Below are 14,368 nucleotides of genomic sequence, written 5' to 3' on the forward strand. Positions count from 1 at the left end.
GACAGTCTTAGTCTTTAAGTTGAGAAGGATAGGGGAATCTCGATTCGTGGGCGCACTGCCACGAAGTCAAACCGGTATAACGAAAGTTGCGATGCCACGAGTTAAGGATAGGTGACATCAAAAAAGCGTGCAGAGGAAAGTGAGCCTGGCTGTCAGCTACGAAGGAAGGATGAAGTTTTAAGCTATTTTTTGTGCAGTCCAATGCGCTGAAACCATTCAATAAAGAACCGGCGCGTATTATACGAGGTTACGGGTAAAAAAGAAAATGAAAACGCTGTTTCAGAACAAGACGATAGCGCTTAACAAATTCCCTACGAAATCTTTTGCTACCTGTAACAGAATCGCTGCGCGAAAATCTCGCCGAATAGGGCTATTATCAATAATGAATTGATAATTAATGAGTTAGCAGGAGCAGGGAATGGGCAATCAACACAGTGATGACACGCTGTATCAGGAAATGTGCCGGGTGGTCGGCAAAGTGGTGCTGGAAATGCGAGACCTCGGGCAGGAGCCCAAACACATTGTGATTGCCGGCGTGTTGCGCACCTCACTGGCCAATCAGAAAATCAAACGCAGCGAACTGACCCGAGAGGCCATGGAACGCGTGATCCTCGCGCTGGCAGGGCAATAACCCGGAGGCCGCCTGATACGCCAGCGAATCAGGCAATCACAAACCTCAGCACTGCTTTGACGGCAATGTCACTGTGATGCGCAACAAGGCCCGGATCGTCAATCTCCGGTAACGGGCCTTCCAGATACAGGCTGTTGAACGTATAGAAGTTGGACACCTGATAAAAGCTGAAGCTGCTGATTAAACGGTGAACATCGCGCGCTTCAACGCCTTGCTGGAAGATGCCTTCCTGCTGACCGCGCTGGAGGATGTTCTCCAGAATCGACAACGCACTTTTGTTCAGCGACTTCAGCAAGCCTGAAGCATTCAGCCACTTTCCACGCTGCATGTTCTCCATGCAAATCACCCGCATATAATCCGCATGACTGGCGTGATAGGCCACGCTCCACTTCACCAGCTGCACCAGCGCTTCAACGGGCGGCAGATTTTCCAGGCCCAGCTCCTGTTCCGTTTCACGAATACGCGCATAAACATGCTCCAGCACCGCCTGGTAAAGTTGCTCTTTCGTTTTGAAGTAATAGACCACCATCCTCTTGGTGGTTTGCGCTTCCCCGGCAATTTGCTCCATGCGCGCCCCGGCAAGGCCATGTTCGGCAAACACGGCGATAGCCGCAGTAAAAATCTTCTCTTTCAGGCTCTGTGCCTCATCGTGAGCAACAACCGACATAACCACTCCAGCATTTTAGGAAGAACAAAAAATACACACTACGATCACAAATTAGCAACTGATGATGGCACGAATGAACCAAATGATTCATATTCAGATTCCCCGTGGTTCAGGACAGGTGAAAACATGCTGCGATCCATCGCAACGGTGTCCATCTCAGGCACCTTACCGGAAAAACTCAGCGCTATTGCCGATGCAGGCTATCAGGGCGTTGAAATTTTTGAAAATGATCTGCTCTATTATACCGGGTCACCGGCCGATATCCGACAGATGGCCGCCGATCTTGGGTTACAGATAACGCTTTTTCAGCCCTTTCGTGATTTCGAAGGCGCGAGTCGCCCGCAGTTTGCCGCCAATCTGGAGCGTGCGCGCCGAAAATTTGACCTGATGCATCAGTTAGGTTGCAACACCTTGCTGTTATGCAGCAGCGTTGCGCCAGACACCAGCGCGGATATCAGTCTGCAAATCAGCGATCTCCGCGCATTAGCAGAGCTTGCGGAAGCGGAAGACATTCAGGTCGGTTACGAGGCGCTGGCGTGGGGCACCCACGTTAATCACTGGCACCAGGCGTGGCAAAGGGTGAAAGCCGTCGACAGCCCGGCAATGGGCATTGTACTCGACAGCTTTCATGTGCTGGCGCTGGGGGACGATCTCAGCCGGCTTGATGAAGTCCCGGTCGATAAAATCACCTTCCTGCAACTGGCCGATGCGCCAGTGATGAAAATGGACGTGCTGGAGTGGAGCCGCCATTTCCGCTGCTTCCCTGGGCAAGGCGAGCTTCCGGTCGTGAAATTTGCCCATGATTTAACCCGTCGCGGCTATCGCGGGCCGTGGTCGCTCGAAGTGTTTAACGATGGTTTCCGTGCTTCTCCCAATGGCGCAACAGCCAAAGATGGTTATCGCTCGCTGCTGTGGCTGGAAGATCAGACGCGTCAATTATTGCCTGAATCCGATGCAGACTTATTTATTGCGCCACCCATACCGCGTTATCACGGCCCGGAATTTATCGAATTTGCGGCAAGCCCGGCAGAAGCAAAATCACTGGGCGCGAGCCTTAACCAGCTCGGTTTTCAGGCCACCGGCACGCACCGAAGCAAAAAAGTTTCACTCTGGCAAAACGGCGGTGCGCGAGTCATCGTCAATCATCAGCCTCATAGCTGGGCAGATCATTTCTGGCAGCGCCACGGCGTCTCTCTATGCGCCATGGCATTAAGAGTGAGTGACAGCGCCGCGGTGATTTCACGCGCGAAAGCTTTTGGTTATGCCACCTGGCAGGGCGAAGCCGGGCCGAATGAAAGCTCGATTCCGGCTGTTTGTGCTCCGGACGGCAGCCTGATTTATCTGATTGAAGAGGGCGATGATATCTACGCCCGTGACTTCACGCTGACAGAACCTGCAACCCCCGGCACGCTGTTGGGTATCGACCACCTGGCGTTGGGCATTGAGGCCGATAACCGGGATAACTGGGTAATGTTCTTCCGCGCCGTGTTCGGTTTTGCGCCGGAGCACGAACAAACGATGCCCGATCCTTACGGGCTGGTGCGCAGTCTGGCGGTACAAAGCCCGGAAGGCGGCATACGGCTGGCACTGAATATGTCACAAAGTCGTGCCACGCAGATTGCCCGCTCAGTGGCCTGCTATCAGGGCGCAGGGTTGCAGCACGCCGCCTTTGCCAGTGCGGATTTGGCCGACACGCTACAGCACTTGCCGAATGCCGCCTCGCAGGCACTGCCCATTCCTGCAAACTATTATGAGGATTTGCGTGCCCGCTTTGGCGACAGCGAGCAGACCACGCAGCTCCAGCGCCTGCAAATCCTGTATGACCGGGACAGCAAAGGGGGAGAGTTTTTCCATCTCTACACGCAACCTTTCAGCCCTGGCCGATTTTTCTTTGAGTTAACCGAAAGACGACACGGCTACGCGCAATATGGCGCAGCGAATGCCGCCGTGCGTCTGACGGCGATGCAGTCCCGTCAGTCAGTCTGAACCAGAAGGTTCGGATAAAGAATAAAAACGAGTCATCTGCACCCTACAACAAGACAGGAAAGACAATGAGCACATATAGCCACGAACAAGCCGTCACCACGGAGGCAGTTGCCTCTGTGCGTCGCACCCGGCGGCGTATTGGGATCCTGGCCCTGCTGGCCGTGGGCACCATGATCAACTATCTCGACCGTACCGTGCTGGGTATCGCTGCCCCGGAACTGACGCAGGAACTGGGCATCAATGCCGCGATCATGGGGATTGTGTTTTCGGCCTTCGCGTGGACGTATGCGCTGGCGCAAATCCCCGGTGGCCTGTTCCTTGACCGCTTCGGTAATAAGATCACCTACTTCCTTTCGTTAACACTGTGGTCACTGTTTACGCTGTTTCACGGCATGGCGGTGGGCATCAAATCGCTCTTATTGTGCCGTTTCGGCCTGGGCGTGAGCGAAGCACCTTGCTTCCCGGTGAACAGCCGTGTGGTCAGCGCCTGGTTTCCACAGCAGGAACGCGCCAAAGCGACGGCGGTGTATACCGTGGGGGAATATCTTGGTCTGGCTTGTTTCTCGCCCTTGCTGTTCTGGATCATGGGCAGCTTTGGCTGGCGAGCGCTGTTCATCAGCGTGGGCGTCGTCGGGATTATCTTCGCGATTGTCTGGTGGCGCTGTTATCGCGAACCCCAGGAAGACAAGCATTTAAGTAAGCAGGAAAGAGACTATATTGCCGCTGGCGGGGGCATTGAAGCCGCCGCGCAAACCACCCAATTCAGCTGGCCGCTGGTTCGCCAGTTGCTGAGCAAACGTCAAATTGTGGGGGCGAGTATTGGCCAGTTCGCGGGCAATACCGTGCTGGTGTTCTTCCTGACCTGGTTCCCAACGTGGCTGGCGACCGAACGCCATATGCCGTGGCTGAAAGTGGGTTTATTCGCCATTCTGCCTTTTCTTGCCGCAGCGGGCGGCGTGATGTTTGGCGGTTGGGTGTCCGACAAATTGCTCAAAGCGACCGGTTCGGCAAATCTTGGCCGCAAGCTGCCCATTATTGTTGGGCTGTTGATGGCAAGCTGCATCATCAGCGCCAACTGGCTGCACAGCGATACCGCCGTGATCCTGGTGATGTCTTTTGCTTTCTTCGGGCAGGGCATGGTCGGGCTGGGCTGGACGCTGATTTCTGACATGGCCCCTGCCGGGCTTGGCGGCCTCACCGCCGGGCTGTTTAACTTCTGCGCCAACCTGGCGGGCATCCTCACACCGCTGGTCATTGGTTTTATCGTCGCCGCTTTCGGCAACTTCTTTTACGCGCTGATTTACATCGGCGGGGCCGCGCTGCTGGGCGTGGTGGCCTACGTTTTCATTCTTGGGGATGTCAAACGCCTCGAACTCACGGAGCAGCAACGCTAAGGAGCAGGACATGTTGATAAGTGGAAAAACGCGACTGATTGCCCATCTTGGCTGGCCGACAGAAAGTTTTAAGGCACCGATGATCTACAACCCGTGGTTTGCGGCGCAAAACGTGGATGTCAAAGTCGTGCCGATGGGCGTGCAGCCGGACGCGTTTGCAGGGTTTGTGCCGGCGTTATTCCAGATGACCAATCTTGTCGGGGCGCTGGTCACTATGCCGCATAAAGTGGTGACGGCAAGCCTGGTGGATTCGCTTAGCCCAACGGCGGCCATCGCCGGAGCGTGTAACGCCATTCGCCGTGAACAAGATGGCAGCCTGACCGGTGATATGTTCGACGGGGAAGGGTTTGTGCTGGGCATTCGACGGAAGGGGTTTCGACCTGAAGGTGCAAGCGCGTTAATCGTTGGTTGTGGCGGCGTGGGCTCGGCCATTGCGGCGTCTTTAGCTGCGGCTGGCGTTTCGCGATTAGCGCTGTTCGATACACGTAATGAAACCGCGCAGGCGCTGGCCATGCGTTTGTTACGTCACTATCCGGCGCTCGCTATCACGCTGATGAACAACGACCCCGCCGGACATAGCTTAGTGGTCAACGCCACGCCGATGGGGATGAAGGAAGGCGACCCGTTGCCCATGGATGTCAGCCGTCTGACGCCCGGTACTTTTGTGGGTGAAGTGGTCATGAGCCAGGCCTGGACGCCGTTCTTACAAGCGGCGATGGCGTGTGACTGCCATGTGCAGCGCGGCACTGACATGTTGTTCGAAATGATCCCGGCTTACCTGCGCTTCTTCGGGTTGCCCGTCGCCACGCCCGAGCAGCTACGGGAGCTGGCTGAGATCAGGGAATAGCCCGACAGGGCTGGCATTCTGTGTTTGCCTGGCTAAGATAGCGGTTTTGGTTCAGGCAACACATTCACTTATGACAACCACCCTCCAGCTTTTTGCCGCCGGCAGCCTGAAAAGGGCCTTCATACCGCTTTGTCAGCAGTTCAGCGCTGAAACAGGTATCCCTGTTGAGGTCAGTTTTGGGCCAGCAGGATTGCTGCGGGAACGCATTGAAGCAGGCGTGTCCTGCGATTTGTTTGCCTCCGCCAATACCGCGCATCCGCAAGCGTTGTTGCAAAGCGGGCAGGCGTTGAGCGTGCAGAGCTTTGCGTTTAATCGTTTGAATCTGACGGCACGTAAAATCCCTGAAACAGAGGATGACGACTGGTTAAGTCTTTTGGCTAATCCAGCGTTGCGTCTGGGGACTTCGACGCCGGGCTGCGATCCGTCCGGGGATTACACCTGGCAGCTTTTTGAGCAGCTCGAACAACGTGTACCCGATATCGGGCTGAAGGAAAGAGCGATAAAGCTGGTGGGCGGACGAGACACCTTAACGGTGCCGGAAGGGCAAATCGCCAGCGCCTGGCTGATTCGCCACGACTATACCGACCTGTTTATCGGCTACGCCCATTACGCGCAGGCGCTGGAGAACAGCGACGACCTGCGCATTCTGGACATCCCGGATGCCGATAATCCTCATTGTGAATATCAACTGGCTGTACTCAGTAAAGCCGCCGAAACGCTGGCGGCTTATATCGTGGCTGAAGAGGGGCAGCGATTTTTAGCGCAGGCAGGATTTCTACCGCTTGATGGAAAATAGCGGCGCAATGACGGGCGCTGTGTTTTCCGCAAGCGTTACGGTCTTTACCTCTACGCCATAGGCTTGCAGCAGATGCTTTTCCGTCACGATGTCTTCCGTTTTACCGGCAAGCCATTCGCCCTGTGGCAAAAGCAATAAAGTATGACTGGCGACCTGAAGTGCATGAGTCGGATCGTGGGTAGTGAACATCACGCTGCGCTGCCGGCGATGCGCCAAATCGCTGATGAGCTGAAGCACCACCTGCTGATTCGCCAAATCTAACGCAGAGCAGGGCTCGTCCAGCAACACGTTTTGGCTGCCGCTAACCAGCGCCCGGGCAATCATCACCAGATGCTGCTGCCCACCTGAAAGTCGATTAAAGGTCTTCTGTGCCAGCTCGAGGATATTCAGCTGCGCCAGAGCCTGCTCCACCTGATGAATATCATCCGAAGACGGCTGCGCAAACAGCCCGACATGCCGTGCTCGCCCCATCAGCACCACATCCTCCACGCGCCAGGCAAACGCCGCACGGAAAAATTGCGGTACCACGCTCACGCCGCCTTCAACGATAACATTGCCACCCAATGGCGGAAGCACGCCAGTCAGCGTATCCAGCAAGGTGCTTTTCCCACGTCCGTTGGCACCCAAAATGGCCCAGATTTCACCTGGTTTGCAGGTGAAACTTAAAGGGGAGAAAAGTGGCTGCTGATAGCCGTAGCGCAATTCATGCGTGGATAAAGAAACCGTTGTCATGGGGTGCTCCTGCGCTGGCTGTAAATCAGCAAAAAGGTGAACACCGGCGCGCCGAGCAAAGCGGTGATGATGCCAATGGGAATTTCTGCGGCGGTGAGCGTCCGCGCAAGGTCATCCACGACAATCATAAAACAGCCGCCAAGCCAGAAAGAAACGGGCAACAAACGGCGGTGATCAACACCCGTCAGCAATCGCGCGAGATGTGGGATAACTAATCCGACCCAGGCGATGCTGCCGCTGACAGCCACCTGAGCGGCAACCAGCAGGGCACAACACACGAGGACAGCCGCACGCAGCGGTTTGACCGGCACGCCGAGCGCGCGGGCATCTTTCTCATCGAGCGACAGCAAATTTATCCGCCAGCGCAGGCTAAACAGCACAGCGCTGCCAGCCAGCACCGGAAGCGCGCAGATCAGCACTTTGTGCCAGTTTGCCGTGGCGAAACTGCCCAATAGCCAGAACACGATATTGGGCAACGTTTCTTCGGTATCGGCGAGATACTGCATCAGGCTGACCAGTGCGGCAAAAAAGCCGCTGAGAATAATTCCTGAGAGGATCAGCACCAGCGTATTTTCCCGGCCTTGCAGGCTGGCAATGAGATAGACCAGCCCCAGTGCCGCCAGCCCAAAGGCAAAGGTGGAACTCATCATGATCAGCGGACTGAGCCCAAGCAGGATAGCAAGCGTGCCGCCAAAGGCAGAGCCGGACGTCACGCCAATGATGTGTGGATCAACCAAAGGATTGCGGAACACGCCCTGCAATGTGGCACCGCTCAGCCCAAGTGCTGCGCCCGCGAGAAACGCAAGCGTAATGCGGGGCAGGCGCACCGACCAGACTATCTGGCTGGCGATCCCGGCCTGATTTTGCGGATGTAAAAGATGCTGGATAACCTCAGTCAGCGGCAGCCGATACTGGCCGAGACAAAGCGATGCCAGAGCCAGCATCAGACTTAGCAGAATCAAACCCAAGTGCAGAACGCGAAAACGATCAGAACTGAGCATCCGCTTTCCAGTTCATCCGGTAAAAGCGCTGATAGTAATCCTGTGCCTGGGCGTCCATGTTGACGTCCTGATAACGCTGCGGATAGAGCTTTTTCGCCATCCACAGTTCGCCGAGCGCCAGTGCTTCCGGCATCGGGTAGCCCCAGGCTTTGGCGTACTCCGGCATCAGCCATACGCGATGGTTTTTCACTGCATCTATCGCCTGCCACTCAGGATCGTTTTCAATTTCCTGCACCACTTGCGGATAGCGATCCTGCACAAAGATGACTTCCGGGTTCCATTGCAGGACTTGCTCCAGTGAAACCTGACGCGCGCCTTTCACGGTTGCGGCCGCGACGTTGAGCGCCCCTGCATGTTCCATCATCAGGCCGGTGTATTTGCCGGAACCGTAGGTATTGAGATCCGGGTTAGCCATATACACCCGAACTTTTTTGTCCTGAGGAATATCGGCCACCGGCGCGTTGGCTTTGGCTCGCGCGCTGAAGGTGTACTGAATGAGATCTTCGGCCTGTTTCTGCCGCTCAACCACTTCCCCAATCAGCCGAATACCCTGTTTCAGCCCATTGTTATAGGCCTGTTCTTCATTCGCCATGGTGGGGTTCATTTTGTTTTTTTCCCCGGCGGCATCTTCACGAAGCGAAACCGCCACCACCGGAATGCCCGCATTTTGAATCTGTTCGATCATCTGCGCAGGGGCGTAATTGGCAACGAAGACGACCTGGGGATGGAGCGCCAGTAAGCTTTCAATATTCGCCTGGGTTAAATCACCCGGCATCGGCAGTTTGGTGATTTTCGGCATAAAGCGTGCGAACTGCGGCCCAAGCTGTTTTTGCCAGCTGCTGAGCACGCCGACAATGTCGTCTGCGGCATCGAGCTGCACCAGAAGATTCAGGGTTTGATGCTGAAGGACGACAACCCGATTAACGTGGTCCGGCAGCGTGACCTGGCGGCCTAGCTGGTCAGTGACGGTACGGTCTGCGTGAGCGGCAGACATGCTGAACAGCGCGCCACAGGCAAGGGCTGTGCTGAAGAAAAGGCGGTGTAATGGGCTCATGAGTTCGCTCGAAGAAAGGAAAAATCGCTGTGTATTAAAATATATAGCGATGGGTGTTGCAAACCCTTCCTGCGATTTACCCCTAAAGAGCCAGAGGGAAGGGATGACAACAAACCCGAAATTTGTCGTCCTTTGGATGACAAAGCTTACCAGGCAGGAGGACAACGCGACCGCCTGCCGTCCTGGTGCCTTTTTTTAGCCGATCTTTATAGTACACCTCAGGCAAACGAAGAACGTTTCGCCAGTGACAGTTCACTTATTTCATGCATCGCTGCTGTGGGGGCAAACATGGAATGAAATAAGCGGCAGGGTAATGACAACACTATTTTTAAGACATCAGGAAAGTATCATGAAAAAGCAACTGGCAATTCTGGCAATCGCATCCGCAATGACCACTTCTGTATTTGCAGCAGACGGCACCATTAATTTCACGGGTGAAATTATTGACGCCGCATGTGACGTAACGCCAACCACAGCAAACCAGACCGTTAACCTGGGTAAAGTCAGTGACAAAGCACTGGGCACTGTCGGTAATACCGCTGCGGCAACCAGCTTTAAAATTGATCTGGCAAGCTGCCCGGCTGCGGTAAATACCGCCAGCGTTAAATTTGACGGTGTTCCTTATAACGGTGACACCAGCGCAATCGCCCTGACGCCTGCTGCCGGTGCGGCGACTGGCGTGGGTATCGAGATCCGTGACGCTGACGGCTCTGTACTGCCGCTGTACGCTGCTTCTCAGGGTGTCACGCTTTCTCAGGCTGGCACTAACAGCCTGCAGTTCAGCGCCGCGTACGTGGCAAAAGACGCTACCGTGACTGCGGGCCCGGCTGACGCCACCGCCACCTTCTCCGTCGTGTATAACTAAGTTCACTCGATAAAAGCAGTAGTCTCATTAATCAGTTGTAATTTGTCCGTAATTCCGGCGGCTCGCCGCCGGCTTTTTTTTGGAGTTGGAGTATGAACGCGAAATTCATCGCACTGGGGTTATCACTGGCCTCGTTATATTGTCATTCGGCAAGTGCTGGCGTCGTTGTCGGTGGAACTCGCGTGGTTTATGACGGGACGAAAAAAGAATCGTCAATCCAGATTAATAACCCGGATAAGACGGCCTGGTTAATTCAGTCGTGGGTTGAAAATAGCCAGGGCGTTGCCGATAAAAGTGCATTCTTTGTGACGCCACCTTTATTCCGGCTGGACGGCAATCAAAATAATACGCTGCGAATTATGCTGGCTACGCCCGCACTGGCAAAAAATAAAGAAAGCCTCTACTGGCTGAATATCAAATCGATTCCGGCGGTAGAACAAAATACGGCTGGCAACTCTCTGCAACTGGCGGTCAAGACTCGCATCAAGCTGATTTATCGCCCGGCAGAACTGAAAGGCCAGGTGCCGGAACAGCTGGCGGATAAACTGACCTGGCAGCGTATTGGCAATCGCCTGACGGTGACTAACCCAACGCCTTATTACATGAATTTTTATGCGATAAGCGTGGGCGGCAAAGCGGTTCAGGACGTGACATGGGTTGCACCCGGTGCGACAGCGACTTTTGCACTCAGCCCGGCCCATAGCGGGTCGCAGGTGAGCTGGCAAATCATCAGCGATTACGGTGCCAGCGGTGCCACACATCAGGCTGCACTCTAGTCAGCATTAGCCTCTCCCGGAGCACTACCATGGAATTATTCATCGCCGATAAGGGGCGCGCTTGCCTGCGCCCGACGCCTGTCGCCGTTTCTCTGGCTCTGATGCTGCACCTGTGGTCGCAGACCGCAACGGCGAGAGACTATTTTAACCCTGCGCTGCTGGAACAAACCGGTGGTGAGGGCGGACAGGTCGACCTGTCCACGTTCGAAAATGGTGGGCAATTGCCGGGCCGTTATCACGCCGATATTTATCTTAACGGGCAGTTTGTTGAAAGCCGTGACCTCGATTTCACTCAGGATCAGAACGGCAAACTGCAACCCTGCCTGCAGCTCAGCGATCTGAAAAGCTACGGCGTACGCGTCGAACAGTTCCCCGAGTTGCAGCTGGCCGGCGAGCGCTGCGCCAACCTGGCGGCGATCCCTCAGGCTTCTGCTGAATTTGTTTTCAGCTCGCAGTCTTTGCAACTGAGTATTCCGCAGGCCGCCGTGACCACCCGCGCGCGTGATTACGTCTCGCCGGAACAGTGGGATGAAGGCATTACAGCCGCGCTGATGAACTACAGCTTCAGCGGCAGCAATGCCCGCCAGAACGGCACCAGCAGCGACAGCCAGTATCTGAACCTGCGTCCGGGGATTAACGTCGGGCCATGGCGGCTGCGCAACTACAGCACCTGGAATCGCAACGGCGACCAGCAGCAGTGGAACACTGTCTACACCTACGCCCAGCGCAATATTGTGGCGCTGAAAAGCCAGTTGTTGCTCGGCGACAGCTCAACACCGGCAGACGTGTTCGACAGCGTCCCGTTTCGCGGTGCGCAGCTGGCTTCTGACGACGACATGCTGCCAGAAAGCCAGCGCGGTTACGCGCCTGTGGTTCGTGGGATTGCGCGCAGCAATAACGCGCAGGTCATCATTCGTCAGAATGGCTACATCATTTATCAAAGCTATGTGCCAGCCGGGGCGTTTGAGATTTCAGACATGTACCCGACAGGCGGCAGCGGCGACCTGCACGTCACGGTGAAAGAGTCTGACGGCAGCGAGCAGACCATGGTTGTGCCGTTCGCTTCATTACCCGTTTTGCAGCGAGAAGGGCGACTGCGCTTCAGCCTGACCGGCGGCCAGTATCGTGCTTATGACAGCGGTGTTGAAAACAACGTTTTTATGCAGGGCACGGCCATTTACGGGATTGCACGCGGCACGACGCTGTACGGCGGCACGCAGGTGGCGGAACACTATCATTCCGGTGCGTTAGGCGTGGGCCAGAACCTTGGTACGGTCGGTGCGTTGTCTGCTGACGTGACATTGTCACGCAGCCAGATGAAGGACAGCGACACTGAGCAGGGGCAATCCTGGCGCCTGCGTTACAGCAAAAGCATGGTGGAAACCGGCACGAATGTGGCGATCGCGGGCTATCGCTATTCAACCAAAGGCTTCTACGCGCTGGGCGATGTGATGGAAAGCTGGCGCGACTCGCCACTTTCGGCTTCAGCCTCTGCGCGTAAAAACCGCGCCGAAATGACCATCAGCCAGGATTTAGGCGGCAGCGCCGGGTATCTCTCGCTGAGCGCCATTCGTGAGGATTACTGGAACGGCAGCCAGACCAGCAACAACTGGAGCGTCGGCTACAACAACAGCTGGCAGAGCGTCAGCTACAGCCTGAACTACGCCCGTAATCAGAACGTGAGCAGCCGTTCCTCCTCAACGAGCGGCCCACAGCGAGACGATATTTTCTCGCTGAGCATCAGCGTGCCGCTGGATCGCTGGTTGAGCAATACCTGGAGCAGCTACAGCCTGAACAGCAGCCGTCAGAACGGCAGCGTCAGCACCCTCGGGGTGAACGGCGTGGCGCTCGAGGACAACAATCTGAGCTGGAGCGTAAATCAGGGCTACGGCAATCGCGGCACAGGCTACACCGGGTACGCGAGCGCGGATTACCGCGGCACCTACGGGCAAGTCTCCAGCAGCTATAGCTACGGCAACAATCAATCCAGTCTGAGCTACGGCATGCAGGGCGCGGTGCTGGCGCATGCCGATGGCGTCACACTGGGTCAACCCGTGGGCGAAACCTTTGGCCTGGCAAAAGTGCCGGGTGCCAGCGGCGTGAGTATCGAAAACCAGCCTGGCGTGAAGACGGACTATCGCGGCTATGCGCTGGTGCCGAATCTGACGGCTTACCGCCGTAACGACGTCAACCTGAAAACAGAAAGCATGAAGGACGACGTTGACGTTCAGCAGACCAGTCAGGGCGTAACACCAACCCGTGGCGCAGTCGTGCGCGCGAGCTATCAGGCGCAGGTCGGACAGCGCGTGCTGATGACATTACTCAGAGCCAACGGCAGCCCGGTACCTTTCGGGGCAACGGTCAGCAATGACACGGTGAGCAGCATTGTGGGTGACGGCGGTCAGGCGTATCTGGCCGGGCTGCAACCCTCCGGCAAGCTGAAAGTGCAGTGGGGGAATGGGCGTGAAAGCCAGTGTTCCGTTGATTACCGCCTGAGCGACAGTCAGAGCGGCATTGTGAGTCAAAGTGCGCGCTGCCTGTAACCGAATGAAGAGTTGAGAAAGACTATGCGAAATAAACACAAAAGAATGACTCAGGCGTTAATGGCTCTCGCCCTGTGCCTGGGCTCAGTGAAGGCGATGGCCGCTTGTTCCTTTATGGATGGTCGCTTTAATGCCGGTAACTCGGACACCCTGAATTTTGGTGATGTGGTGGTGCAGCGAACTGCTGCGGTGGGAAGCGTTGTCGCGTCGATATCGAGCACCAGCCTTGGCAGTCGTAATAACTTTTTTACTTGCGATGACAACAGCTTCCGCACCGTATGGGCAGAAGGCACGGGTGGCTTTACGCCAGTCAGTTACGGCGGGCAAACATTGTATCAATCGGGTATCCCAGGGCTGGCAATCCGTATCGTGACGCCAGGAGCAGGCTCTAATGCAGGACGCTTTGGTACAGGTGCTTTACCGCGTGGCTATACGGGGTCGGCCTGTACGTGGTCCACATCCTGGTGGCGTCTGTGTGGGGGCACCTGGGGAAATGTGACGCTGCAACTGGTAAAAATTGCGGCGACAACGGGCTCCGGACCCATAACCGGAGGATCGATAGTGAAGGCGCAGGTTGTTGGCGAAAGTGACATCCTGAACGTCATTCTCGGTAGCGGCTCCGTGCGCACAGTAGGCTGTTCCGTAGGTAACACCACTATTAACGTGCCGATGGGACTGACGCGAAATATCGATTTCAGTGGGCCGGGCAGTGCAGGCAACGATAACAATTTTGATATCGCGCTAAGTTGTGATGCCGGAACGAGGGTAGCGATGCGCCTTGATGCAGGCAGTGCAGGCGTTGCCGATGCCACAAATGGCGTCCTGAACCTCAATGGCGGCACGGGTTCGCAGGCGAGCGGCGTCGGCGTTCAGGTGCTTTACAAAGACGCCCCGGTTCAGTTTGGTACGGCAATGGACGTGGGGACCGCTGCGGGGGGCTTCGTCGATATCCTGCTGAAAGCGCGTTACTACCAGACGGGCGGCAAAGTCATGCCAGGACAAGCGGATGCCACAGCGACGTTTACGATGACTTATCAGTAAAAGGTGTTTTTCCACGCATCTGCTACATTTTTGGT

14 protein-coding genes are annotated in these 14,368 nt (G+C 55.9%); 9 read left to right on the top strand and 5 right to left on the bottom strand.

The genetic code is table 11. The annotated features are described in order from the left end of the window. Positions 1 to 7 precede the first annotated feature (7 nt). Positions 8 to 220, bottom strand: coding sequence for a protein YnhH (gene ynhH, locus ACRCWW_RS01680; RefSeq protein ID WP_438680842.1), 213 nt, complete (start codon positions 218 to 220; stop codon positions 8 to 10). Positions 221 to 418: 198 nt separating this feature from the next. Here ynhH and fumD point away from each other — a divergent pair, with 198 nt between their 5' ends. Continuing rightward, a complete protein-coding gene (fumD, locus tag ACRCWW_RS01685) occupies positions 419 to 631 on the top strand; it encodes a fumarate hydratase FumD (protein ID WP_438680843.1) in 213 nt (70 codons plus the stop codon). A gap of 28 nt (positions 632 to 659) precedes the next feature. Here the strand turns inward: fumD and ACRCWW_RS01690 are convergent, their stop codons facing one another. Continuing rightward, entirely contained in the window at positions 660 to 1,298 is a 639-nt protein-coding gene (locus ACRCWW_RS01690) for a TetR family transcriptional regulator (RefSeq protein WP_438680844.1), read from the bottom strand. Between the two features lie 126 nt (positions 1,299 to 1,424). On the opposite strand from ACRCWW_RS01690, the gene ACRCWW_RS01695 reads away from it, so the two are divergent. The 4 genes from ACRCWW_RS01695 (at position 1,425) to ACRCWW_RS01710 (ending at position 6,321) form a co-directional block, all read left to right on the top strand. Then, positions 1,425 to 3,284, top strand: coding sequence for a bifunctional sugar phosphate isomerase/epimerase/4-hydroxyphenylpyruvate dioxygenase family protein (locus ACRCWW_RS01695; RefSeq protein ID WP_438680845.1), 1,860 nt, complete (start codon positions 1,425 to 1,427; stop codon positions 3,282 to 3,284). A gap of 65 nt (positions 3,285 to 3,349) precedes the next feature. Continuing rightward, entirely contained in the window at positions 3,350 to 4,678 is a 1,329-nt protein-coding gene (locus tag ACRCWW_RS01700; RefSeq protein ID WP_438680846.1) for an MFS transporter, read from the top strand. A gap of 10 nt (positions 4,679 to 4,688) precedes the next feature. Beyond that, complete coding sequence (locus tag ACRCWW_RS01705; RefSeq protein WP_438680847.1) at positions 4,689 to 5,525, top strand: shikimate dehydrogenase family protein; 837 nt, start codon at positions 4,689 to 4,691, stop codon at positions 5,523 to 5,525. Between the two features lie 70 nt (positions 5,526 to 5,595). Beyond that, the gene (locus ACRCWW_RS01710) at positions 5,596 to 6,321 is read left to right on the top strand and encodes a substrate-binding domain-containing protein (RefSeq protein ID WP_438680848.1); all 726 of its coding nucleotides are present in this window, start codon (positions 5,596 to 5,598) and stop codon (positions 6,319 to 6,321) included. On the opposite strand, the gene ACRCWW_RS01715 is transcribed toward ACRCWW_RS01710, so the two are convergent. Genes ACRCWW_RS01715 through ACRCWW_RS01725 form a run of 3 tightly spaced genes read right to left on the bottom strand, consistent with a single transcriptional unit; the run spans position 6,301 to position 9,048 of the window. Further along, positions 6,301 to 7,053, bottom strand: coding sequence for an ABC transporter ATP-binding protein (locus ACRCWW_RS01715; protein ID WP_438680849.1), 753 nt, complete (start codon positions 7,051 to 7,053; stop codon positions 6,301 to 6,303). The genes ACRCWW_RS01710 and ACRCWW_RS01715 overlap by 21 nt on opposite strands. Then, positions 7,050 to 8,054 (bottom strand): FecCD family ABC transporter permease, encoded by a 1,005-nt coding sequence (locus ACRCWW_RS01720; RefSeq protein ID WP_438680850.1) that lies wholly within the window; start codon positions 8,052 to 8,054, stop codon positions 7,050 to 7,052. Before ACRCWW_RS01720 ends, ACRCWW_RS01715 begins: the two co-directional genes overlap by 4 nt. Then, a complete protein-coding gene (locus tag ACRCWW_RS01725; protein WP_438680872.1) occupies positions 8,041 to 9,048 on the bottom strand; it encodes an ABC transporter substrate-binding protein in 1,008 nt (335 codons plus the stop codon). The genes ACRCWW_RS01720 and ACRCWW_RS01725 overlap by 14 nt, the downstream gene beginning before the upstream one ends. A 409-nt stretch (positions 9,049 to 9,457) precedes the next feature. Here ACRCWW_RS01725 and ACRCWW_RS01730 point away from each other — a divergent pair, with 409 nt between their 5' ends. The 4 genes from ACRCWW_RS01730 to ACRCWW_RS01745 all read left to right on the top strand — a co-directional run bounded on the left by ACRCWW_RS01730 (position 9,458) and on the right by ACRCWW_RS01745 (position 14,333). Continuing rightward, complete coding sequence (locus ACRCWW_RS01730) at positions 9,458 to 9,973, top strand: fimbrial protein (protein ID WP_438680851.1); 516 nt, start codon at positions 9,458 to 9,460, stop codon at positions 9,971 to 9,973. A 92-nt stretch (positions 9,974 to 10,065) separates the two neighbouring features. Next, on the top strand, positions 10,066 to 10,749 hold the full coding sequence (locus ACRCWW_RS01735) for a fimbria/pilus periplasmic chaperone (RefSeq protein ID WP_438680852.1): 684 nt from the start codon (positions 10,066 to 10,068) through the stop codon (positions 10,747 to 10,749). 29 nt (positions 10,750 to 10,778) lie between these two features. Next, positions 10,779 to 13,292 carry a fimbria/pilus outer membrane usher protein gene (locus ACRCWW_RS01740; protein WP_438680853.1) on the top strand — a complete coding sequence of 838 codons (2,514 nt, stop codon included), beginning with the start codon at positions 10,779 to 10,781 and terminating at the stop codon, positions 13,290 to 13,292. A 24-nt stretch (positions 13,293 to 13,316) separates the two neighbouring features. Next, positions 13,317 to 14,333, top strand: coding sequence for a fimbrial protein (locus tag ACRCWW_RS01745; protein WP_438680854.1), 1,017 nt, complete (start codon positions 13,317 to 13,319; stop codon positions 14,331 to 14,333). Positions 14,334 to 14,368: the final 35 nt, after the last annotated feature.

Source organism: Scandinavium sp., from assembly GCF_051650185.1.
Classification (GTDB): Bacteria; Pseudomonadota; Gammaproteobacteria; order Enterobacterales; family Enterobacteriaceae; genus Scandinavium.